The 23,130-nt window shown below is 61.6% G+C and carries 21 protein-coding genes; 12 read left to right on the top strand and 9 right to left on the bottom strand.

The window, feature by feature from the left end; all coding sequences use genetic code 11:
* Positions 1 to 97: 97 nt before the first annotated feature.
* Both B2Y33_RS15595 and B2Y33_RS15590 read right to left on the bottom strand, forming a co-directional pair.
* Complete coding sequence (locus B2Y33_RS15595) at positions 98 to 2,605, bottom strand: ABC transporter permease (RefSeq protein WP_027914597.1); 2,508 nt, start codon at positions 2,603 to 2,605, stop codon at positions 98 to 100.
* Positions 2,602 to 3,288: an ABC transporter ATP-binding protein gene (locus B2Y33_RS15590; RefSeq protein WP_027914598.1), complete on the bottom strand. Its 687-nt coding sequence runs from the start codon at positions 3,286 to 3,288 to the stop codon at positions 2,602 to 2,604. The genes B2Y33_RS15595 and B2Y33_RS15590 overlap by 4 nt, the downstream gene beginning before the upstream one ends.
* Before the next feature lie 10 nt (positions 3,289 to 3,298).
* Between B2Y33_RS15590 and B2Y33_RS15585 the strand changes: the two genes are divergently transcribed.
* From B2Y33_RS15585 to B2Y33_RS15575, 3 genes are all read left to right on the top strand, one after another.
* Positions 3,299 to 3,904: an arylesterase gene (locus B2Y33_RS15585; RefSeq protein ID WP_027914599.1), complete on the top strand. Its 606-nt coding sequence runs from the start codon at positions 3,299 to 3,301 to the stop codon at positions 3,902 to 3,904.
* Between the two features lie 58 nt (positions 3,905 to 3,962).
* Positions 3,963 to 4,253: a hypothetical protein gene (locus tag B2Y33_RS15580; protein WP_027914600.1), complete on the top strand. Its 291-nt coding sequence runs from the start codon at positions 3,963 to 3,965 to the stop codon at positions 4,251 to 4,253.
* Between the two features lie 110 nt (positions 4,254 to 4,363).
* Positions 4,364 to 5,341, top strand: coding sequence for a L,D-transpeptidase family protein (locus B2Y33_RS15575; RefSeq protein WP_206405364.1), 978 nt, complete (start codon positions 4,364 to 4,366; stop codon positions 5,339 to 5,341).
* 131 nt (positions 5,342 to 5,472) lie between these two features.
* Here B2Y33_RS15575 and oprI read toward each other — a convergent pair whose 3' ends face one another.
* Positions 5,473 to 5,724 (bottom strand): outer membrane lipoprotei OprI, encoded by a 252-nt coding sequence (gene oprI, locus B2Y33_RS15570; protein ID WP_003259780.1) that lies wholly within the window; start codon positions 5,722 to 5,724, stop codon positions 5,473 to 5,475.
* 501 nt (positions 5,725 to 6,225) lie between these two features.
* Between oprI and B2Y33_RS15565 the strand changes: the two genes are divergently transcribed.
* Complete coding sequence (locus B2Y33_RS15565; protein ID WP_023536046.1) at positions 6,226 to 6,507, top strand: GNAT family N-acetyltransferase; 282 nt, start codon at positions 6,226 to 6,228, stop codon at positions 6,505 to 6,507.
* A gap of 42 nt (positions 6,508 to 6,549) precedes the next feature.
* Here B2Y33_RS15565 and B2Y33_RS15560 read toward each other — a convergent pair whose 3' ends face one another.
* Positions 6,550 to 7,626, bottom strand: a complete 1,077-nt coding sequence (locus B2Y33_RS15560; RefSeq protein WP_027914602.1) for a 3-deoxy-7-phosphoheptulonate synthase — start codon at positions 7,624 to 7,626, stop codon at positions 6,550 to 6,552.
* A gap of 230 nt (positions 7,627 to 7,856) precedes the next feature.
* On the opposite strand from B2Y33_RS15560, the gene B2Y33_RS15555 reads away from it, so the two are divergent.
* From B2Y33_RS15555 to cysB, 3 genes are all read left to right on the top strand, one after another.
* Complete coding sequence (locus B2Y33_RS15555; RefSeq protein WP_206405363.1) at positions 7,857 to 8,810, top strand: putative 2-dehydropantoate 2-reductase; 954 nt, start codon at positions 7,857 to 7,859, stop codon at positions 8,808 to 8,810.
* Positions 8,811 to 8,900: 90 nt separating this feature from the next.
* Complete coding sequence (locus B2Y33_RS15550) at positions 8,901 to 9,398, top strand: universal stress protein (protein ID WP_027914604.1); 498 nt, start codon at positions 8,901 to 8,903, stop codon at positions 9,396 to 9,398.
* 126 nt (positions 9,399 to 9,524) lie between these two features.
* Positions 9,525 to 10,499: an HTH-type transcriptional regulator CysB gene (cysB, locus tag B2Y33_RS15545; protein ID WP_023536044.1), complete on the top strand. Its 975-nt coding sequence runs from the start codon at positions 9,525 to 9,527 to the stop codon at positions 10,497 to 10,499.
* 53 nt (positions 10,500 to 10,552) lie between these two features.
* Here cysB and B2Y33_RS15540 read toward each other — a convergent pair whose 3' ends face one another.
* From B2Y33_RS15540 to B2Y33_RS15520, 5 genes are all read right to left on the bottom strand, one after another.
* Positions 10,553 to 11,287: a phosphoadenylyl-sulfate reductase gene (locus B2Y33_RS15540; RefSeq protein WP_027914605.1), complete on the bottom strand. Its 735-nt coding sequence runs from the start codon at positions 11,285 to 11,287 to the stop codon at positions 10,553 to 10,555.
* A gap of 120 nt (positions 11,288 to 11,407) precedes the next feature.
* Entirely contained in the window at positions 11,408 to 12,751 is a 1,344-nt protein-coding gene (gene pabB / locus B2Y33_RS15535) for an aminodeoxychorismate synthase component I (protein ID WP_206405362.1), read from the bottom strand.
* A 121-nt stretch (positions 12,752 to 12,872) separates the two neighbouring features.
* On the bottom strand, positions 12,873 to 13,853 hold the full coding sequence (locus B2Y33_RS15530; protein WP_023536214.1) for an alpha-L-glutamate ligase-like protein: 981 nt from the start codon (positions 13,851 to 13,853) through the stop codon (positions 12,873 to 12,875).
* Positions 13,853 to 15,388, bottom strand: a complete 1,536-nt coding sequence (locus tag B2Y33_RS15525) for an inactive transglutaminase family protein (protein WP_027914607.1) — start codon at positions 15,386 to 15,388, stop codon at positions 13,853 to 13,855. The genes B2Y33_RS15530 and B2Y33_RS15525 overlap by 1 nt, the downstream gene beginning before the upstream one ends.
* Before the next feature lie 5 nt (positions 15,389 to 15,393).
* On the bottom strand, positions 15,394 to 15,930 hold the full coding sequence (locus B2Y33_RS15520; RefSeq protein ID WP_027914608.1) for an ATP-dependent zinc protease: 537 nt from the start codon (positions 15,928 to 15,930) through the stop codon (positions 15,394 to 15,396).
* Between the two features lie 294 nt (positions 15,931 to 16,224).
* Here B2Y33_RS15520 and B2Y33_RS15515 point away from each other — a divergent pair, with 294 nt between their 5' ends.
* The 5 genes from B2Y33_RS15515 to prpF all read left to right on the top strand — a co-directional run bounded on the left by B2Y33_RS15515 (position 16,225) and on the right by prpF (position 23,007).
* Complete coding sequence (locus B2Y33_RS15515; protein ID WP_028686937.1) at positions 16,225 to 16,941, top strand: GntR family transcriptional regulator; 717 nt, start codon at positions 16,225 to 16,227, stop codon at positions 16,939 to 16,941.
* Positions 16,938 to 17,828, top strand: a complete 891-nt coding sequence (gene prpB / locus B2Y33_RS15510) for a methylisocitrate lyase (RefSeq protein WP_028686938.1) — start codon at positions 16,938 to 16,940, stop codon at positions 17,826 to 17,828. Before B2Y33_RS15515 ends, prpB begins: the two co-directional genes overlap by 4 nt.
* A 95-nt stretch (positions 17,829 to 17,923) precedes the next feature.
* Positions 17,924 to 19,051: a bifunctional 2-methylcitrate synthase/citrate synthase gene (prpC, locus tag B2Y33_RS15505; RefSeq protein WP_027914611.1), complete on the top strand. Its 1,128-nt coding sequence runs from the start codon at positions 17,924 to 17,926 to the stop codon at positions 19,049 to 19,051.
* 105 nt (positions 19,052 to 19,156) lie between these two features.
* Positions 19,157 to 21,748 carry a Fe/S-dependent 2-methylisocitrate dehydratase AcnD gene (gene acnD / locus B2Y33_RS15500; protein ID WP_206405361.1) on the top strand — a complete coding sequence of 864 codons (2,592 nt, stop codon included), beginning with the start codon at positions 19,157 to 19,159 and terminating at the stop codon, positions 21,746 to 21,748.
* Positions 21,749 to 21,816: 68 nt separating this feature from the next.
* The gene (gene prpF, locus B2Y33_RS15495; RefSeq protein WP_104926063.1) at positions 21,817 to 23,007 is read left to right on the top strand and encodes a 2-methylaconitate cis-trans isomerase PrpF; all 1,191 of its coding nucleotides are present in this window, start codon (positions 21,817 to 21,819) and stop codon (positions 23,005 to 23,007) included.
* Positions 23,008 to 23,130: the final 123 nt, after the last annotated feature.

Below are 23,130 nucleotides of genomic sequence, written 5' to 3'. Positions count from 1 at the left end.
AGCAGCGGTATTTGGAGAAGCACGGCCTGGGCAGCTGCTCGCCGTAAGCCTGGCACGTCGGCAAGACGGTCCCGAGTCACGCAGGACCGCCTTGGCTTCACCCTTCACGCAGGACGGTGAGCGGTGAGGCATCAAGTGCGCGGCGAGTGCCGAGCACACCCGCGCAGCCTACCAACAGCGCGCCTGCGACGGGCATGAGCAGCAACCACGGGTGCGGGCTCCAGGGCAGTGCGAAAGCGTAGTGATACAACACCAAGGTAATCAGCTCGCACCCTAGCGCCGCCAGCAAACCGCTCAAAGCCCCCAGCAAGCCGAATTCGATGCGCCGTGTCTTGACCAGCAACTGGCGTTGGGCTCCCAGGGCACGCAAGAGCGCACCTTGGCGAATGCGCTCATCCAAGGTGGCTTGAAGGCCTGCGAACAAAACGGCCAATCCCGCGGCCAGTACGAACAGCAGCACATACTCTACTGCCAGCGTGACCTGGGCAAGTATGCTGCGCAATTGGGCGAGCAATGCATCGACCTGGAGGATGGTCACCGCAGGAAATGCGCGTGACAGGGCGACGATCTCCTGATCATGCCCGGGGGAGAGGTAAAAACTCGTCAGATAGGTCGTAGGCAGCCCTTGCAATGTGCCGGGTTGGAAGATCATGTAGAAGTTGGGCTGGAAGCTGTCCCAATGCACGCTGCGCAGACTGATCACCTTGGCCTGACGTTGCTGGCCACCAATATCGAACGTGAGTGTGTCGCCCAACTTCAGCTGAAGACTTTCGGCGAGCTGGGCCTCTACCGATACGCCAGGTACCTCGACATCGGTTGGTGACCCTTGCCACCAATGGCCACCGGTCAATTGGTTGCCGTCAGGCAACTGCGCCGCCCACGTCAGGCTCAGGTCACGTTGCACGGCGCGTTCGCCTGCGGAGTCCTTCGTGACGATCTGTTGAACGGGCTGCTGGTTGATCTCGATCAGCCGCCCCGGGGTGACCGGGTACAGAGGAGCAGCAGCGGCGTTGATCTGTTTGAGCTGTTGGGCGAAGCGATCCTGATCGTCAGGCAGAATATTGAGTGCGAAATAATTCGGGGCGTCTTCAGGCAGCTGTGCCTGCCAGGTGTCGAGCAGCTCTGCACGCAGCAGCGCGACCAGGCCCATGGCCAGCAGGATCAGCCCGAAGGCCAGGGCCTGCCCAGCGGCGGCCGTGGGGTGGCGAAGCAGCTGGCCCAGCCCTAGCCGCCAGGCCAACGGCGCCCCTGACAGGAGCCGACGCAGGCTGCGCAAACCCAGCCACAGCAACCCGCCCAGGACCAGGGCCGCCGCCAGGCCACCTGCCAGGAGTGCGAAGGTCAGCAGCAGGTCAAGGCTTAGCCGCCACATGATAAGACCCAGGGCGAACAAGGCTGCACCGTAGACCAGCCAGCTGCTGGGAGGGACAGGGAGCAAGTCACGACGCAACACCCGCAACGGGGGCACTTTACCCAAAGCTGCAATCGGCGGCAGGGCAAAGCCTGTCAGCGCGACCAGGCCCGTGGCGATTCCAGCCAAGGCCGGCCACAGGCTGCCTGGCGGTACGTCGCTGGGCAGTAATCCGTGCAGCAGCTCGAACAAACCCAGCTGCGCGAGCCAGCCTACTGCGGCCCCCACGATCGCCGCTGCAAACCCGAGCATGGCCAGCTGCAAACTGTACAGGAGCAGTGCCTGGCGCCGCGACAGTCCCAGGCAACGAAGCAGGGCGCTGGCGTCCAGGCGCCTGGCGGCATAGCGGCTGGCAGACAGCGCCACGGCGACACCGGCCAGCAATACTGCAACGAGGCTGGCAAGGTTCAGGTAGCGCTCGGCTTTGCCCAGTGCGCCGCCGATTTGCTGGTTGCCATCGCGGGTGTCGCGCAACCGCTGGCTGGCCGAAAGCGTGTTATCGACGCTGGCACGGTATTGCGCCAATGCCGCGGCAGGGCCGCTCCACAGGTCACGGTAAGTCACGCGGCTGCCGGGTTGGATCACACCGGTCGCCGGCAGGTCCGCCAGGTTCATCATCACCCGTGGGGTCAGGCTGTAGAAGTTGTTCGCCCGATCCGGTTCATAGGTCAGCACGCGGCTCATGCGCAGGGTCTTCATGCCCACATCGATGCTGTCGCCGATGTTCATGCCCAATGCCGCCAGCAGCCGGGGCTCTACCCACACCTCGCCGGCTGCCGGCCCGCCGCCTGGGTTTTCCTCGGCATAAGGCTCGGCGGCGCTGCGCACCTGGCCACGCAGTGGATAGGCGTTATCGGCGGCCTTTACCCCCGCGAGCTGGATACCGTTATCTGCGCCGACCACGCTGGTGAATTCGACCACTTGGGCGTGATGCAGCCCCAAGGCCTTGCCTACCGTAATTTGTGACGCCGCCGCTGGGGCGCTGCCTTGCAGCACCAGGTCGGCGCCCAGAAACTCACTGGCGCGCAATTGCATGGCACCGTTGAGCCGTGCGCCAAAATACCCGATGGCAGTACTGGCCGCTACGGCGACCAGGAGCGAGAAGAACAACACCCGAACTTCACTGGCCCTGAGATCACGCAGCAGCTGCCGCCAGGCCAGCCCCAGCAGGCGCGACGCCGGCATGCCCTTCATCCGGCCTCCAGGGGGCTGACCAACTGGCCCGCGTCCAGGCGGATATGACGGTGACAACGGTGCGCCAGTCGCTCGTCGTGGGTTACCAGGACCAACGTGGTGCCGCGCTCCTGATTCAACTCGAACAGCAGGTCGCTGATACGCTCGCCCGTGTGGCTGTCGAGGTTGCCCGTCGGTTCGTCGGCAAACAGCACGGCGGGCTGAGCGGCGAAGGCTCGGGCTAGGGCCACCCGCTGTTGCTCACCGCCCGACAGTTGCCGCGGCGTATGGCTCAGCCGTTGCCCTAGGCCTACGCGTTCGAGCAAGGTGCGCGCGTGATCGCGCGCGTCTGCGCGGCCATGCAGTTCCAGCGGCAACATCACGTTTTCCAGTGCATTGAGGCTGTCGAGCAACTGGAATGACTGGAACACGAAGCCCACGTGCTCGGCCCGGATGCGCGCCCGCTGGTCCTCATCGAGCGCGCCAAGGTCGTGTCCGGCGAGCGTCACCGAACCTTCGCTGGGCTGATCAAGCCCGGCCAGCAGCCCAAGCAGGGTCGACTTGCCTGAACCTGAGGCGCCGACGATGGCAAGGCTGTCCCCCGCGGCCAGCTCCAGCGATAGGGGGTGCAGGATGGTGAGTTCACCTTCCGCGCTGGTGACCACTTTGCTAAGGTGCTGCGCAACGAGCATGCTGGGGCCCATGGAGAATCCGATGCGAATGTGGTTGATGAGTGCCGGCCTGGCCCTGTATTGCCTGGCCCAGAGCGCGACTGCGGGAACGGTGCTGATTGTCGGTGATAGTATCAGCGCAGGTTTTGGCCTGGATACCCGCTACGGGTGGGCATCCTTGTTGCAGACCCGCCTGCGCCAGGAAGGTTTCGACGACAAAGTGGTCAACGCGTCGATCAGTGGCGACACCAGCGCCGGCGGGCAAGCGCGGCTGCCTGCGTTGCTGGCGGCGCACAAGCCGGCGGTGGTGGTGCTGGAGTTGGGAGGCAACGATGGGTTGCGCGGGCAGCCGCCAGCGCAATTGCGACAAAACCTTGCCTCAATGGTCGATCAGTCGCGCCAGGCAGGTGCCAAGGTGCTGCTGTTGGGCATGCAGCTGCCTCCCAACTATGGTGTTCGCTATACCACGGCCTTTGCCAAGGTGTACGAGGAGCTGGCCAAGGACAAGCAGGTGGCCCTGGTGCCGTTTTTCCTGGAAGGGGTAGGGGGCGTTCCTGAGTTGATGCAGGCCGACGGCATCCATCCCGCCCAGGGCGCCCAGCAGCGGCTGCTGGAAAATGCCTGGCCGGTGCTTAAACCGTTGCTCTGACGCTTTAAACGGGGGCGGGTTTGGGCTAATGTTGCGCCCCCCGTTCCGAGTACCCCCGATGCCGCGCCCTGCCTGGTCCCTTTTCGCCTACCAATTGATCGAGCCCGACGAACAGCTTGACCTGTTCGCCTGCCAGGAAAGTCGCGTTCACCTGGTCGCGCGGCAGCTCGAACTCGGCGTGCCGGTAGACAGAACATTGTGCGGGGGTTTATTGCCCGCGCACCCTCGCTGGTCCGGCGTACCACGCACCATCTATCGCGATACCCGACTGTGCGAGCTGTGCCGTGCCATTCTGGACGCGCAACGGCGGGGCATGCGGCCGATCTGGCCCCAGCTGCAGGCAGTCTAGGCGCGCACCTTTCATCATCTGTAACCGTGTCGGGCTCCGGGTGCCTCCCGCTGCTTGGGGCGGGGGTGTACAATCATGGCTTTCGTCCCACCTTCCAAAGGATTTACCGGATGTTGCCGCGCTTTCCCGCCGTCACTCGTAGCCTGTCCCTGGCCGCCTTGCTGGTAGCGGGGCCCACTGTCGCACTGGAGTTGCCACTGCCGCCACCTGGGGACGACATCGTCGGTCAGGTGCATGTGATCAAGGCCAAGTACGAGGATACATTCGCCGATATCGGTACGGCCAATGATCTGGGCTATCTGGAGATGATCGCCGCCAACCCGGGCGTCGATCCCTGGCTGCCTGGCGCCGGCACCGAAATCATCTTGCCCGCGCGCTACATCCTGCCACCGGGCCCTCGCGAAGGTATCGTCATCAACCTTGCCGAATACCGCTTGTATTATTACCCCAAGGGCGAGAATGTCGTGCACACCTTCCCGCTGGGGATCGGTCGCGAAGGCTGGGGTTCGCCAATTGCCAATACCAAGATCATCGCCAAGACGCCAAACCCCACCTGGACGCCGCCGGCGTCGATTCGGGCCGAACATGCGGCCGATGGCGACATCTTGCCTGCCGTGGTTCCGGCCGGCCCGGACAACCCGCTCGGGCCCTTCAAGTTCACCCTGGGCGTACCAGGTTATCTGATCCACGGCTCAAACAAGAAATTCGGGATTGGCATGCGTACCAGCCATGGCTGCTTCCGCATGCTCAACAACAATGTGCTGGAACTGTCGGGCATGGTGCCAGTGGGTACGCCGGTTCGCATCATCAACGAACCGTACAAGTTCGGGTTGAGCGGGGGCAAGGTATACCTCGAAGCCCATACGCCGCTGGATGATCAGGGCAATCCGTCGGTGGTCGACAAGCATACGGCGGTCATCAACGCGTTGCTCAAGCGCGAAGACCTGGCCAATAACCTGCGCATGAACTGGGACATGGTTCGCGATGTCGTGGCTGCTGAAGACGGTATGCCGGTGGAGATTGCCGTGCCCGTCGACAATCAGGGCGCCACACCCATGGTCTCGACGCTTCCAGAGGAGATGCAGTAACCCGCTGTGCGAACGGCGTTGCCAAGGCGCACCAGGCGTCTTGGGCGGCGCATCGCGCCAACGTGCGATTTCGAAACCAAAAAAAAGCCGACCCCCAAGGGGGTCGGCTTGATAACAGCCCCGAAGGACTATTATTTGCGGCTGGCTTTGTCCAGCATGCGCAGTGCGCGCTCATTGGCTTCGTCAGCGGTCTGCTGAGCTTTCTGAGCGGCTGCCAGTGCGTCGTCAGCCTTGCGGTAGGCTTCATCGGCACGAGCTTGTGCGCGGGCTGCTGCGTCTTCGGTTGCAGTCAGGCGAGCTTCGGTTTCTTTGGAGACGCTGCTGCAACCGGTAGCCAGAACTGCGGCCAGAGCCAGAGCAGAGAATTTCAGAACGTTGTTCATCGTGTTCCCCTTCAAGGACTTTCTATTAATGAGCCATCTCTCAGAAAAGAGAAACTGGCCGGCGTACATAGTACCCATTACTTGTAGTAAGTAAACTGACTGAACGCAAGAACTGCAAAAAAAAACAGTGCGCAGTGTCTGCGCCCACACTGGCCAGTGGCTCCCAGCCCCGAGGCAGCGGTGCAACACGACACTAACGGCAACTTTCGTGTTGAACTAAGGGTGACTTCTACTGTCTTTGTGCGTCTTAGTCGTACATCATTTGTCGGCAAAGCTAACGTCACACTTAACAGCGTAAGCGGTTGGTAGCTTGCATTCATTCAAAGCGCTTCACTTGAGCAATCCACGGGTATGCGCCTAGTATGTGGGTTTACAGAAAGCCCGAACGAACGCAGACGTCCAGCGGTCCAACGCGCAACAGATGATGCATGTGCCAAGTGTGCCGGGTATTGACCATCGATCAGGCTAAGGGTCTGCCGGAAAGGCCCGCAAGGAGTAGTGATGAGCGAAGCGCTGACCATCCACCATGACCAGGCGGGTCATCAGTTCGAGACCAACGTGGACGGTCATCGTGCCTACCTCACCTACATGGACTTGGGTAAGCAGACGCTGGACATCTACCGCACGTTCGTACCCAACGCCTTGCGTGGACGTGGGATCGCCGCTGCCCTGACCGAGCGCGCGCTGCAGTATGCCGAGCAGATGGGCTACACGGTGATACCCTCGTGCTCGTACGTGGAACGTTACATGGAGCGTCAGCAGCGTCACGCCAGCAAGGTGTGACCACTGCTTCGGGCAACGGGGCCTGGATGGCCCCTTGAGGTCTCAGGCGCGATTGCGCTGAGGCAGTACGTCCTTCAACTTCGTGCGCATGCTGCGCAACGTCTTCTCAGTCGCTGACCAGTCGATGCAGGCGTCCGTCACGGAGACGCCGTACTGCAACTGCGACAAGTCCTTGGGAATGGACTGGCAGCCCCAGTTCAGATGGCTCTCGACCATCAACCCGATAATCGATTGGTTGCCCTCCAGAATCTGGTTCGCTACGTTTTCCATCACCAGCGGTTGCAATGCCGGATCCTTGTTGGAGTTGGCATGGCTGCAGTCGACCATGATGTTGGCCTTGATCTTGGCCTTGGCCAGGTCCTGTTCGCACAGGGCGACACTGACCGAGTCGTAATTGGGTTTACCGTTGCCGCCGCGAAGCACGACATGCCCGTAGGGGTTGCCCTTGGTGGTCACGATGGAAACGCCACCTTCCTGGTTGATCCCAAGGAACCTGTGCGGCTTGGACACCGACTGCAGGGCGTTGATGGCGACGGTCAAGCCACCGTCGGTACCGTTCTTGAAGCCGACAGCCGACGACAGGCCAGAGGCCATTTCGCGATGGGTCTGCGACTCGGTGGTACGTGCACCGATGGCTGACCAGCTGATCAGGTCCTGCAGGTACTGAGGGGAAATCGGGTCCAGTGCCTCAGTGGCTGTGGGTAGCCCCATTTCGGCGAGGTCGAGCAGCAGCTTGCGACCGATGTGCAAGCCATCCTGAATCTTGAAGGAGTCGTCCAGATAGGGGTCGTTGATCAGACCTTTCCAGCCCACAGTGGTACGCGGCTTCTCGAAATACACACGCATGACCAGGTACAACGTGTCCGACACTTCTTCGGCCAGGGCCTTAAGGCGCTCTGCGTACTCATGCGCGGCCTTGATGTCGTGGATGGAGCAAGGGCCGACCACGACGAACAGGCGGTGATCCTTGCCATCGAGAATATTGCGCACCACGTCACGGCCAGCAGTCACGGTCTGCAGGGCCTGGGCGCTAAGGGGAATTTCCTTCTTGAGCTGGTCGGGGGTGATCAGCGTCTCGTTGGATGCAACGTTCAAGTCATCGATCGGTAAATCAGCCATCGTGTTACTCGTCAGGTCACGGGTGCCGGCCGCCAGCTATCCCCGTGCGGCCCAGCAGCAAGAATAATCGCAGCGGGGAGCCGAACCTTAGCGCGTTAGCGTTTGCGCCACAATGGGCATTGCCCCGCGCAGACGGGGTTTTTCCGGGCGGCGGGGTGGACAGCGAACATTGACCTGCGCGAAGGTGCTTGACCGGTGTGAAAACAGCCTGACATGAGAAGGAGAACCGCATGCGCGCGCGCAACCCCCGGATTGGCATCATCGGCAGTGGCGCCATAGGCGGCTTTTACGGGCTGTTGCTGGCAAAGGCCGGCTTCAATGTGCACTTTTTGCTCAGAAGCGAGTACGAAGCGGTCCGTCAGCATGGGCTGACCGTACACAGTGCTGTCCATGGGCAGCTGCATGGCAACGTGAATTGCTACGCCGACGCCGCGCAAATGCCGCCGTGCGATTGGCTATTGATAGGTGCCAAAGCCACTGGCAACCCTCAACTGGCACCGCTGATCGTGCAGGCCGCTGCACCGGATGCGAACGTGGTCCTGCTGCAGAACGGACTGGATGTCGAAGCGCAACTGCGCCCGTTGCTTCGTGCTGACATGCACTTGCTTGGCGGGTTGTGCTTCGTCTGCGCCGACCGCCAGGCGCCCGGCGTGATTCGCCATCAGGCGTTAGGCACCGTGAACCTGGGTTACCACAGCGGCCCCAGTAGCGATGGCGGACGCCGCCTGGTGGAGCAGGGGGTTTCATTGTTCCAGGCTGCGGGGGTGAATGCCGTCGGCATGCCTGATCTGGCTGGCGCACGGTGGCAGAAGCTGGTCTGGAACGTCCCATTCAACGGCTTGTCAGTGCTGCTCGATGCCAGCACGGCCCAGCTGCTGGGCGACAGCCATGCTCGCACGCTGGTGCAAGCCTTGATGGAGGAGGTGATAGGGGGCGCCGCCACTTGTGGTCATGTCATGCCCGCAGGCTACGCCCAGCAGCTGCTGAGCATGACCGAGCGCATGCCGGATTACTGGCCCAGCATGTACCACGACCATGTTCACCATCGGCCGCTCGAAATAGAAGCCATCTATGCAGCACCTCTGGCCCGCGTCCAGGCGGCAGGTTGCCATTTGCCCCGCATGGAGATGTTGTACCAGTCGCTGACGTACCTCGGTAAACGCAGTGAAGGGACCATGCGCTAGGCGCAGTCATGCATCAGCCTTGGCAAGCGAGGCGCTGATGCGCTGCTAAGCTCAAGCTTGCCCTGCCGCCATGGCAGTCGAGGAGGTCGAATGATCCGCTCTCTGCTGTACGCCACAGACCTCGGCGTCTATGCGCCATTCGTGATGCAGCATGCGCTTGCGTTGGCGCGCACATTCGGTGCCGAGTTGTACGTGATTCATGCGGTCGAACCGATGGGCCAGTTTGCTGAATCCCTCCTGCAAAGTTACCTGGATGAACACACCCTTGATCAGCTGCACAGCCAGGGCGTAGGCACGGTAATGGCCAACATCGAGCAGCGTGTACTGGAAAATTTTCGAGAAGAGCTGGGGGAGCAAGCCGATCTGGCAGTGCTCAAGGCGGTACGCGTACGCCAGGGCGACCCTGCGCAAGTGATCCTGGATCAGGCGCAGCGTCTGAGCGTCGACTTGCTTGTCTTCGGCAGCCACAGCGCCGGGGCCGGCGTGGACGTGCCCTTGGGTAGGACCGCGGTCAGACTGCTACAGCTTTCGCCGGTGCCGGTCTACATGGTCCCTTTGGCACAGCATTTAGGTCGTAGGAAGGCCTGAATTACGCTGTAGGCATATTCCAAGCTGTGTAACAAAATAGTTCTAGATTTATTGCGATTACCACTAATATAGTTATATATCGTCGCTGCCCGCTGCCGCTGACCCATGCTGAACTGAGGGAAACCTATGAAGCTTCAACAACTGCGCTACATCTGGGAAGTAGCGCACCATGACCTCAACGTCTCCGCGACAGCGCAAAGCCTGTATACCTCGCAGCCGGGGATCAGCAAGCAGATTCGCCTGCTCGAAGACGAACTGGGCGTCGAGGTATTTGCTCGCAGCGGCAAGCATCTGACGCGTGTCACCCCGGCTGGAGAGCGCATCATCAACACCGCTGGCGAGATCCTGCGCAAGGTCGAAAGTATCAAGCAGATCGCCCAGGAGTTCTCCAACGAGAAGAAGGGCACGCTCTCCATCGCCACTACTCATACCCAGGCTCGCTACGCCTTGCCTCCGGTGATCAGTGGCTTCATCAAGCAGTACCCGGAAGTGTCCCTGCACATGCATCAGGGCTCCCCGATGCAGATCGCCGAGATGGCCGCCGACGGTACGGTGGATTTCGCCATCGCCACAGAAGCGCTCGAGCTGTTCGGCGACCTGATCATGATGCCGTGCTACAAGTGGAACCGTTGCGTGGTAGTTCCACAGGGCCACCCATTGGCGAAGCTGCCCAAGCTGACCCTTGAAGCGGTGGCCGAGTACCCCATCGTTACCTATGTGTTCGGCTTTACCGGGCGCTCCAAGCTGGATGAAGCCTTCAGCAACCGTGGCTTGACGCCCAAGGTGGTGTTCACGGCGGCGGACGCGGACGTGATCAAGACGTATGTCCGTCTCGGGCTGGGCGTGGGTATCGTTGCGGGCATGGCGGTCGACGCCAAGCTGGACGGTGATCTGGTGGCCCTGGACGCCAGCGAACTGTTCGAGGCCAGTATCACCAAGATCGGCTTCCGGCGTGGCACTTTCCTGCGTGGGTTCATGTGCGACTTCATCGAGAAGTTTGCGCCGCACCTGACCCGTGAAGTGATGGCCAAGGCCATTCAGTGTCACAACAAGCAGGAGCTTGAGGCCCTGTTCGAAGGTGTCGAGCTACCGGTGCACTGATGCTTGGATGCCAGGGCCGTCAAGCGGCCCTTTTTACTGATGCCGCCCGCGTTTCAAGCCTTGGTAATCAGATTGCCGGCGTGCAAGCCGCATTCCTTCTGGGTCGATTCCTCCCACCACCAGCGACCTTCGCGCTCGTGCTGATTGGGTAGCACAGGGCGCGTGCAGGGCTCGCAGCCGATGCTGATGAAACCGCGCTCATGCAGGCTGTTGTAAGGCAGCTCAAGCATGCGGATATAGCCCCATACTTCTTCGCTGGTCATCTGCGCGAGGGGGTTGAACTTGTAGAGCGTGCGCTCCGGGGTGGAGAAGCCTGTGTCGACCTCAAGGGCTGCCACCTGGCTGCGCGTCCCTGGGCTCTGGTCACGGCGCTGCCCCGTCGCCCAGGCGCTGACGGTCGCAAGCTTGCGGCGCAGGGGCTCGATCTTGCGTATGCCGCAGCACTCGCCGTGACCGTCACGGTAGAAGCTGAACAGGCCTTTGTCTTTGACGAAAGGGTCGAGCTTGCTGCGGTCGGGGCTCAGGATTTCGATGGGCAAGTTATAATGCTCGCGCACCTGCTCGATGAAGCGATAGGTCTCTGGATGCAACCGTCCGGTGTCGAGGCTGAAGACCTTGACCTGCTTGTTCAGCTTCCAGGCCATGTCCACCAGCACCACATCTTCGGCACCACTGAAGGAGATCCACAGGTCGTCGCCGAAATGCTCAAAGGCGAGCTTTAGAATGTCCTGTGGGGATTTGTCCGCGTAAGCCGCTGCCAGGGCAGCGACGTCGAAAGGTTGGCTCATCAGGCGGTTTCCATCTTGGCTGTGGCGCTGGGCGCTCGTAGTGAGGCAATGGTAACAAAAAACCTACCCTGGTTGCGGGCGCGCCGAGGTGCGTCCAGCGGTTGACGGGGTAAAACCGCCTTAGATCGCCTGCAAGGTCTGCATCAGCACCCGCACCTTGGCAATCGACTCCTCGTACTCGGCCTGCCATTCAGAGTCGGCCACCACGGCGCCACCGCCCCAGCAACTGACCTGGCCGTCCTTGATCAACAGGCTGCGGATGGCGATAGAACTGTCCATCTCGCCGCGGACATCGACATACAGCAGCGATCCGCAGTAGAGCGCTCTGCGAGTGGGTTCAAGCTCATCGATGATTTGCATCGCGCGGATCTTGGGCGCGCCGGTGATCGAGCCACCAGGGAAGCTGTCGCCGATCAGGTCCAGTGCGTCCTTGTCAGCCGCCAGCGTCCCCGTCACGCTGCTGACCAGGTGGTGCACATTGGGGTAGGTTTCCAGGCTGAACAACTCAGGCACTTTGACAGAGCCAATCTCGCACGTACGGCCCAGGTCATTGCGCAACAAGTCCACGATCATCAGGTTTTCCGACCGGTCCTTGGGGCTTTGCCGTAGCTGCTCGGCATTGCGCGCGTCCTCGGCAGCATCCAGGCCCCGCGCACGGGTGCCCTTGATCGGACGGGTTTCCACATGCCCCTTGCTGACGCGGATGAAACGCTCAGGCGAGAAGCTCAACAAGGCGCTGCCATCTGCCAATTGCTGGAACCCGGAAAACGGTGTTGGGCACGCCTGGCGAAGCGCTTGATAAGCTCGCCAGGGATCGCCTTGGCAAGCAGCGCGAAACCGTTGGGTCAGGTTGATCTGGTAGCAGTCACCTGCCTGGATGTAGCGTTGAACCTGCTCGAAGGCTACATGGTACTGCTCGGGCGCAAGGTCCCCGGTCATCGGCGCGAGCAGCTTGAAAGCCCCATTGGCCGTAGGCTCGCATTCCTCGAACAGGTGCACCAGTCGCTCACGCTCTTCACTGCCCAGGCTTGGATGGAACACCAGTTGGCTAGTACGGGTCGCGTGATCGGTCGCCAGCGCCCACGCGTACACGCCCAGTTGGGCATCCGGCAGGCCGAGGTCGTCCACCGCTTGGGTCGGCAGGTGTTCAAGCCGACGACCAAAATCGTAGCTCAGGTAACCGATCAACCCACCGGCAAACGGCAGCTCGCTCTCTGGTGGCAGCTGTGCAGGTCCCAAGGCAGCCAGCGCATCGCGCAACCGTTGCAGGAAGGCGCGCCCCGTTTCGTCCGCCAGCACCTGCAGGTGCTGCACGGGCCACGCGCTTATCAGGTCGAAGCGGCCGCGCTCTGCGCCGGGGCGAGCGCTGTCGAGCAAAATGGCACCCGGCGCATCACGCAGGCAGGAAAAGTAGGCAGCCGGGTCGGGCTGGTAGGGCAGGGCGTACAACGTACAGGTCGGCATCAGTAGGGACGGCGATGTAAAAGCGAGGACGGCGATTGTAGTCCGGCGCAGGCATTGCGCCTAGCGTCAGGGCGACATTCGCCATCTTCATCTTGCCGGGGCGGGTGACCAGCCCCGTTTCTCAGTGGCCGGGTCTGTGGCCGAATAGCCCTTGGGCCACGCGCACGCGTTGCTCGGCGTCTTCGGTCACACCCTCTTTGGCCAGTGCCTCAAGGTGCGCCTCGATCGCATGGGTGCGTTGCGTCAGGCCGCAATCGTTGGCGATCTGGATGTTCAGCCCTGGACGCGCGTTGAGCTCGAGGATCAGTGGGCCTTTCTCCTGATCCAGCACCATGTCCACGCCAATGTAGCCCAGGCCGCACAGCTCATAGCAGCCGGCTGCCAGCTTCATGAACCCGTCCCAGGTCGGCAGCTGCACGCCGTCCACTGCGTTGGTGGTATCGGGGTGCTTGCTGATGATGTTGTTCAGCCAGGTACCTCGCAGCGTCACACCCGTGGCCAGGTCCACGCCTACGCCGATGGCGCCTTGGTGCAGGTTGGCCTTGCCGCCGGACTGGCGCGTGGGCAAGCGCAGCATGGCCATGACCGGGTAGCCCATCAGGACGATGATGCGGATGTCCGGCACGCCTTCATAGCTGATGCTCTTGAAGATCTGGTCCGGGGTGACCCTGTACTCGATCAGGGCGCGGTCGCGATGGCCGCCGAGCGAGTAAAGCCCGGTGAGGATGCTGGAAATCTGGTGCTCGATTTCTTCATGGCTGATGATCTTGCCGGACACCGTCCGATAGCGGTCTTCGAAACGGTCGGCGATGACCATGATGCCATCACCCCCGGCACCCTGAGCTGGCTTGATCACGAAGTCGCTGCGCCCGCCGATGATCTCGTCGAGCTTCTCGATCTGCTTTTCAGTCTCGATGACACCGTACATTTCCGGCACGTGGATGCCGGCTGCCAGCGCGCGCTCTTTGGTGATGATCTTGTCGTCGACGATCGGGTACAGGTGGCGCTTGTTGTACTTGAGTACATAGTCTGCATTGCGCCGATTGATACCCATGATGCCCCGGGCCTCCAGGGCTTTCCACGTCTTGATCAGGCCGAACATCAGGCGTCCGCCTTCTTCAGGAATGCCTTGAAGCGGACCAGCTCGGTCAGGCGGTAGCCGCGGTAGCGACCCATTGCCAGCATGAAGCCCACCAGGATCAACAGTACGGCCGGGAAGGTGAACACGAAGTAGACCAGCTCCGGCACCATCATCAGCAAGTGAGCCAGAGACGCGGCGAACAAGGTGCCGATGGCCACTTTCATGGCATGACCGCCGCCGCGTTCTTCCCAGGTGATCGACAGGCGTTCGATGGTCATGGTCAGGATCACCATCGGGAACAGCGCAACCGACAAGCCGCGCTCAAGGCCCAGTTTGTGGCTGAACAGGCTGATGGCGGCGATCAACACCACGACAAATGTCAGCACCACCGAAAGGCGGGGCAGCATCTGCAGCTTCAGGTGTTCGAGGTAGGAGCGCAGCGATAGCCCAAGCGCGGTGATGACGGTGAACAGCACGATCCCGAAGCCCAGCTGTGTTTCGCGGAAGGCCAGGGCGATCAGGACCGGTGTGAAAGTGCCCAGGGTCTGGATGCCGATCAGGTTGCGCAGCACCAGAATCACCAGCACGCCGATGGGGATCATGACCATGATCATGAAGGTCTGCTGGGTCTGCAGTGGCAGCCCGTACAGGGAGTATTCGAGGAAGTCGGCGTCGGTGTTCTCGTCCGTCAGCTTGGCCAGGCGGATGGCGTTCATCTCGCTGTTGTTCATGCTGAAGGTTACGTTGGCCCGCTTGCCGCCATCGACCGTGATCAGGTTGTCATCCCCGGTCCACCACAGCAGCCGATCGTTGGGCAGGCCTTGCTCACCGGTTTCGGGGTTGAAATACAGCCAGTCATTGCCGTTGAAGCTGCGCAACCACAGTTCCGGGGTTTGCGGGGTGTCGGCCACCAGGCGGATCGTGTGCACCTTCTCCATCGGCACGTGAGCGATGGACAGCAGCAGGTCAATGACCTGCGCTTTCTTCATCGGCGAGGTATCGCCTGCCAGCAGCAGCTTGACGTTGTCGTCGTTGAGGTTGTTGACGCGCTTGATGGTTTCGCTGACGAACGTCTCGACATCAGCCGAATGCTGACGAATCGGTGCCATCAAAGCTTCGGCGGCGATTTTCTCAGGGCCTTCTACTGCAAGGCTGTCGCGGAAAGTCGGGCCCTTGACCTTGGCTTTCTCAGTGCTGTAGCGCTTGGTCAGCACCAGCCGGTAGTACAGGGTCTGATTGCCGCTGGCGCGCCGAGCGGACCAGGTGACCTTGCGGTTGCCATCGGCGCGGTTGACGCTCACACCATAGTTGTTGGAGATGAAGCTTTCGTTGAGGCTCACATAATCCCGATTCAGGGGCGGCACGAACATCTGGACCTTTACCGGGTCCTTGGTGCTGGCCACAAATTCGATCTTGGCATCGATGTTCCACAGATCGTCCGTTTCATCCTCGGTCACCGGGATGCCAAGTACGAAGATCTGATAAGCCGTGACCGCTACGCCCAGCAACACCAGGACGGTGATCAGGACTTTCAGATGGAGGGTAAGAGAGCGCATCGGAATTACTCTGCTTTGGGAGCGTCGGTGGCACAGGCAGGTTTGCCGGCCGCATATTTAAGGCTTGGGTCGACCAGGGCGTCGAAATGCTTCAAGGCCTCCGAGCCGATCAACAATGGGAACTGGAAAGCGCTGCGATCGGTGAGGTTGACTTCGATGGTGCGCGTGGCCTGGCCCATGCAGATGTCCAGCTCGATGACGGGGCGCGCAGTGTAGGCCTTGCCCGATTCGGCGTCGTAGTCGCCAGCCCTGCGCTTGATCTTGCTAACGCGCGCCAGCGGGCGTTCGATGGGATGGGAATGGGCAGCGTCAATGGCCAGATAGAAACGCACCCAGCTTTCACCATTGCGCTTGAAACGCTTGATATCGCGGGCGCTGAGCGAGGCAGTCTTGGCCCCGGTGTCGAGCTTGGCCGCCACTTCGAGGTCGAGGTCGCCAAGGCGAGCATATTCGTTCAGACCGTACACGGTCTTGCCGGCTGCCTGGCTCAGGGCCGGCAACAGGAGGAGGCTAATCAGCAAAGCAAAGGGTGTCAGTTTCATAGTCCTGGCGCGGTATTGTGCAAGGTTCGGGGTAAGGCGACTGGCAACGGCTGCACAAGCTTCCTCGTTGATCTGCCGGCACCATGCTGGCGGGGCAGACGGGCTATCCATACTCCATCGAAGGCGCGGCATTCTATCACGCCGACGTATTGACGCCAGCGGTGCGCGATCTGACACCCTGATCGGAAGCTAGTTTCTTGGAATGGTTATTGTCGACAATCAGGGATAATGTTTTGACCAGTGCATGTCGTTAAGCTAGATTAATGACAATTATTTAGGCATGGTGTCAACAATATGCAGGTGCTTTCACCCAGTGACGCTACTGGAAACGAGGAATCGGAAACCCTGTCCGAGCATGTGTTCAGGCGAATTCAAGCGGCCATTGTGCGGGGGGACATAGCCCCAGGGAGCAAGATTTCCGAGCCGGAGCTTGCCCGCACCTATGGCATCAGCCGAGGCCCGCTGCGTGAAGCCATTCACCGCCTCGAGGGCCAGCGCCTGCTGGTTCGTGTGCCCCATGTGGGCGCACGCGTGGTTTCACTGAGCCACGCCGAACTCATCGAACTCTATGAAATCCGCGAGTCGCTCGAAGGCATGGCCTGCCGCCTGGCGGCCGAGCGCATGGGCAGGGCCGAGATCGACGAGCTGCGCCAGGTGCTGGAAACCCATGAGCGCGATGCTGCCTTTCAGGCGGGCGTAGGCTACTACCAGCAGGAGGGTGACTACGATTTTCACTATCGCATCATCCAGGGCAGTGGCAACCAGACCTTGGTCAAGATGCTCTGCGGCGAGCTGTACCAACTGGTGCGCATGTACCGTATCCAGTTCTCGGCCACACCCAATCGGCCACGCCAAGCTTTCGCCGAGCACCACCGCATCCTGGACGCGATCGCCGAGGGTGACGGCGAGTTGGCCGAGCTGTTGATGCGCCGTCACATCGCTGCGTCCAAACGCAACATCGAGCGCCATTACCAAGGCGACCACACCCCCAGCACACGAGGTGAAAAATGACCGTCAAGAGCACCCCAGGCCAGCGTTTTCGCGATGCAGTGGCCGCCGAGCGCCCGCTGCAAGTCGTTGGCGCCATCAATGCCAACCACGCCTTGCTGGCCAAGCGTGCCGGCTTCAAGGCCATTTACCTGTCCGGCGGCGGTGTGGCGGCAGGCTCGCTGGGCTTGCCTGACCTGGGCATCAGTGGCCTGGACGACGTGCTGACCGACGTCAGGCGCATCACCGATGTGTGCGACCTGCCATTGCTGGTGGACGTGGACACCGGTTTCGGCGCCTCGGCCTTCAACGTTGCGCGTACCGTGCGCGCCATGAGCAAGTTTGGCGCCGCGGCCATTCACATCGAGGATCAGGTAGGCGCCAAACGTTGTGGCCACCGTCCGAACAAGGAAATCGTCACCCAGCAGGAGATGGTCGATCGTATCAAGGCGGCGGTCGATGCCCGCACCGATGACAGCTTCGTGATCATGGCCCGTACCGATGCGTTGGCGGTCGAGGGGCTCAATGCGGCGCTGGATCGGGCGGCCGCCTGTGTCGAGGCCGGTGCGGACATGATTTTCCCCGAAGCCATCACCGAACTTGCGATGTACAAGACCTTCGCCGACCGGGTCAAGGCTCCCATCCTGGCCAACATCACCGAGTTCGGTGCCACCCCTTTGTACACCACCGAAGAACTGGGCTCGGTCGATGTGTCGCTGGTGCTGTATCCACTGTCGGCGTTCCGTGCCATGAACAAGGCTGCCGAAAACGTCTACGCGGCCCTGCGCCGCGACGGTACGCAGAAGAACGTCATCGATACCATGCAGACACGCATGGAGCTTTACGAGGCCATTGGGTACCACGCTTTCGAGCAGCATCTCGATGCATTGTTTGCACAGAAAAAAGGCTGACCTGCCAGCTGAGCGCGCTGCAGCGCCCAGGTTCAGGGGTAAGTAAGGGTTAGCCAGCCAGCATTCCATAACAAGTTCAAGAAAGGAGAAGCACCATGGCCGAAGCAAAAGTACTCAGCGGCGCAGGCCTGCGCGGTCAGGTTGCCGGGCAGACGGCCCTGTCGACGGTCGGTCAGGCCGGCGCTGGGCTGACCTATCGGGGCTATGATGTCCGTGACCTGGCCGCCCATGCCGAATTCGAGGAGGTGGCTTACCTGTTGTTGTATGGCGAGCTGCCCTGCCAAGCCGAGCTTGCCGACTACAAGCACAAGCTCAAAGGCCTGCGCGACCTGCCGCAGGCGTTGAAAGAAGTACTGGAGCGCATCCCGCGCGACGCTCACCCGATGGACGTGATGCGCACGGGCTGCTCCGTGCTCGGAACCCTCGAGCCCGAGCTCACCTTCGATGCCCAGCGCGACAAGACCGACCGGCTCCTGGCCGTCTTCCCGGCGATCATGTGTTACTGGTACCGCTTCAGCCATCACGGCGTGCGCATCGACTGCGTCAGCGACCAAGACACCTTGGGCGGCCACTTCCTGCAGTTGCTCCATGGCAAGCCGCCCAGCGAGCTGCATGTGAAGGTGATGAACGTATCGCTCATTCTCTACGCCGAGCACGAGTTCAATGCCTCCACTTTCACCGCCCGGGTGTGTGCCTCGACCCTCTCGGACCTGTACTCCTGCGTCACCGCCGCCATCGGCTCGCTGCGCGGCCCGCTGCACGGCGGTGCCAACGAGGCGGCCATGGAGCTGATCGAGCGCTTCCAGAGCCCGCAGCAAGCGTCGACCGAGTTGCTGCACATGCTCGAGCGCAAGGACAAGATCATGGGGTTTGGCCATGCCATCTACAAAGAGTCCGACCCGCGTAACGAGGTGATCAAAGGCTGGTCCAAGCGCCTTGCCGATGAAGTGGGCGACACGGTGCTGTACCCGGTGTCCGAAGCCATCGACAAGACCATGTGGGAGCAGAAGCGCTTGTTCCCCAACGCCGACTTCTACCATGCCTCGGCGTATCACTTCATGGGCATACCGACCAAGCTGTTCACCCCTATTTTCGTCTGCTCGCGGCTTACCGGCTGGGCAGCGCATGTGTTCGAGCAACGTGAGAACAATCGCATCATCCGTCCGAGCGCCGAATACACCGGCGTCGAACAGCGTCAGTTCGTGCCGATCGAGCAGCGCTGATGGGCGCCCACCCCGCGCAGGTCTTGTTGGCCTCGCGGGGTGGCCCAGCATGTCTGCCCGCACGCGCACCCTTGAACGCCATCCGTGACCGAGCCTGATAACGATATGAATACTGCCTACCGCAAAGCCTTGCCAGGCACCGACCTGGATTATTTCGATGCCCGCGCTGCCGTCGAGGCCATCAAACCCGGCGCCTATCAGGGCTTGCCCTATACCTCGCGCGTGCTGGCCGAGAACCTGGTGCGCCGCTGCAGCCCCGGTACGCTCCAGGCGTCGTTGGCCCAGCTGATAGAGCGCAAGCGCGACCTGGATTTCCCTTGGTATCCGGCCCGGGTCGTCTGCCATGACATCCTGGGTCAGACCGCGCTGGTCGACCTGGCCGGCTTGCGCGATGCCATCGCCGACAAGGGCGGTGACCCTGCCCAGGTCAACCCGGTGGTGCCCGTACAGCTGATCGTCGATCACTCACTGGCCGTCGAGTGTGGCGGCTATGATCCCCAGGCGTTCGAACGCAACAGGGCCATCGAGGATCGCCGCAACGAAGACCGCTTCCATTTCATCAACTGGACCAAGAAAGCGTTCAAGAACGTCGATGTCATCCCGCCTGGCAACGGCATCATGCACCAGATCAACCTGGAGAAGATGTCGCCCGTGGTACACAACGATCACGGCGTGGCCTACCCGGACACCTGTGTCGGCACCGACAGCCACACCCCTCATGTGGACGCATTGGGCGTGATTGCCATCGGCGTGGGAGGGCTTGAGGCCGAGAACGTCATGCTCGGGCGCGCCTCCTGGATGCGTCTGCCGGAAATCATCGGCGTCCAGCTCACCGGCAAGCTGGCGCCCAACCTGACGGCAACCGACTTGGTATTGGCCCTGACCGAATTTCTGCGCAAGCAGAAGGTGGTCGGCGCCTACCTCGAATTCCATGGAGAAGGCGCCCGTGCTCTGACGCTCGGCGATCGCGCCACCATCTCCAACATGGCTCCAGAATATGGCGCCACGGCGGCCATGTTCGCCATCGATCAACAGACCATCGACTACCTGCGCCTGACGGGCCGCGAGGAACAGCAGGTCGCACTGGTAGAGACCTACGCCAAGGCCACGGGTCTATGGGCCGACAGCTTTGCCGACGCAGTCTACGAGCGCACACTGGACTTCGATCTCTCCAGCGTAGTGCGCACCATGGCGGGCCCCTCAAACCCCCATGCCCGGGTGGCCACCAGCGAGCTGGCCGTCAAGGGGATTGCGGGTGCCTGGGAGCAGGTACCCGGGCAGATGCCGGACGGGGCGGTGATCATTGCAGCCATCACCAGCTGCACCAACACCAGCAACCCGCGCAACGTGATTGCCGCCGGGTTGCTGGCACGCAATGCCAACAGGCTGGGGCTGGCGCGCAAGCCTTGGGTCAAGTCATCGCTTGCTCCTGGATCCAGGGCTGTACAGCTGTACTTGGAAGAGGCGGGCCTGGAGGCGGAGCTCGAAGCGTTGGGCTTCGGCATCGTCGCTTTTGCTTGCACCACCTGCAATGGCATGTCCGGCGCCCTCGACCCGACCATCCAGCAGGAAATCATCGACCGGGACCTGTACACCACCGCGGTGCTGTCTGGTAACCGAAACTTCGATGGCCGTATTCACCCGTATGCCAAACAGGCATTTCTGGCGTCCCCACCCTTGGTCGTGGCCTACGCCATCGCGGGTACGATCCGTTTCGATATCGAGAAGGATGTGCTGGGTGTGGCATCGGATGGGCGGGAAATCCGCCTCAAGGATATCTGGCCCAGCGATGACGAAATCGATGCGATGGTTCGCGCTGCGGTCAAGCCCGAACAGTTCCGCAAGGTCTACATTCCCATGTTCGCCGTGGAGCAGGACCACGGGCCCAAGGTCGCGCCGCTTTACGACTGGCGTCCCATGAGCACCTACATCCGTCGCCCACCCTACTGGGAAGGCGCATTGGCTGGGGTGCGCACCTTGCGTGGCATGCGCCCACTGGCGTTACTGCCGGACAACATCACCACCGATCACCTGTCGCCCTCCAATGCCATCATGCTCGACAGCGCGGCGGGAGAGTACCTGGCCAAAATGGGCTTGCCTGAAGAAGACTTCAATTCCTATGCCACCCACCGTGGAGATCACCTCACGGCTCAGCGCGCCACCTTCGCCAACCCCAAGCTGTTCAACGAGATGGTGCGCAACGAAGATGGCAGTGTAAGGCAGGGCTCGCTGGCACGCCTTGAGCCCGAAGGCCGAGTCATGCGCATGTGGGAAGCGATCGAGACCTACATGCAGCGCAAGCAGCCGCTGATCATCGTGGCCGGTGCCGATTACGGCCAGGGCTCTTCACGCGACTGGGCTGCCAAAGGGGTTCGTCTGGCAGGCGTGGAGGCCATCGTCGCCGAGGGGTTTGAGCGCATCCACCGCACGAACCTGGTGGGTATGGGCGTCTTGCCCCTCGAATTCATGCCAGGTACAGACCGTAAGGTACTGGGCCTGGATGGCAGCGAAACCTATGACGTGATCGGCACCCGTACACCGCGCGCCACCCTGACCCTGGTGGTTACCCGTCGCAACGGAGAGCGTTTTGACGTACCGGTGACCTGTCGCCTGGATACGGCCGAAGAGATGTCGATCTACGAAGCGGGCGGTGTGTTGCAACGTTTTGCCCAGGACTTCCTCGAAGCGACCGTTTAACGCGACGTGGCCGCATTGCGGCCCTAGGCGCCCGCCCTGGTTCGGGCCCATCCAAGAGGCTTCAATTAATGGCACATGCACCTCAAATCAAGATTCCGGCCACTTACATCCGTGGCGGCACCAGCAAAGGCGTGTTCTTCCGTTTGCAAGATCTGCCGGAACAAGCGCAAACGCCAGGTCCGGCACGCGATGCCTTGCTGCTGCGGGTAATCGGCAGCCCCGACCCCTATGGCAAGCAGATCGACGGCATGGGCGGGGCAACGTCCAGCACCAGCAAGGTCGTGATCCTGTCCGCCAGCGAGCGGCCTGATCATGATGTGGACTACCTGTTCGGCCAGGTTAGTATCGACAAGCCTTTCGTGGACTGGAGTGGCAATTGCGGCAACCTTTCCGCGGCAGTAGGTGCGTTCGCCATCGGCAGTGGCCTGGTAGACCCCGCGCAGTTAGCCGGCACCGGTGTTGCCACGGTGCGTATCTGGCAGGCCAACATCGGCAAGACCATCGTTGCTCATGTGCCGATGGACAACGGTCAGGTGCAGGAGACCGGCGACTTCGAGCTTGATGGCGTGACGTTCCCGGCCGCCGAAGTGCAGTTGGAGTTTCTTGATCCGGCTGCCGACGACGATGGGGAAGGCGGGGCGATGTTCCCTACCGGTAACCTGGTGGACGATCTGGAGGTGCCAGGGGTTGGCACCTTCAAGGCTACGTTGATCAATGCCGGTATCCCAACGGTGTTTCTCAATGCAGCCGACCTCGGCTACAGCGGTATGGAATTGCAGGATGCCATCAATGGAGATCCGGCTGCCCTGGAGCGGTTCGAGACGATACGGGCCCATGGTGCGCTGCGCATGGGGCTGATCGAGCATCTAGAGCAGGCTGCCGCCCGGCAGCATACCCCCAAGGTGGCATTCTTGGCGCCGGCACATGCCTATCTCGCCTCAAGTGGCAAGCAGGTCAGGGCGGAAGATATCGACTTGCTGGTGCGCGCCATGTCCATGGGCAAGCTGCATCACGCGATGATGGGCACTGCTGCCGTCGCGATCGGCACGGCGGCGGCCATCCCGGGGACACTGGTAAACCTGGCTGCAGGCGGCGGTGAGCGCAGTGCAGTACGCTTCGGGCATCCATCGGGCACCCTGCGGGTTGGTGCAGAAGCACGCCTGATCAATGGGCAGTGGTCGGTGACCAAGGCCATCATGAGTCGTAGCGCTCGCGTGTTAATGGAAGGCTGGGTGCGCGTTCCTGGTGATAGCTTCTGACAGGCGTGCTCGCCGCCGCCTGGTCACGTTCACGAAGGCGTCTGCAGGTCTTTAGCAGGTGCCCGACCGTTTGAAATGGCAAAAAAAAGCCCCGGCATCACTGCCGGGGCTTTTTTCATGCAG

This window comes from Pseudomonas sp. UBA5666, from assembly GCF_002420785.1.
GTDB lineage: Bacteria > Pseudomonadota > Gammaproteobacteria > Pseudomonadales > Pseudomonadaceae > Aquipseudomonas > Aquipseudomonas fulva.
The sequence above is the reverse complement of the archived record's forward strand: the minus strand, read 5'-3'. Positions and strand labels throughout refer to the sequence as shown.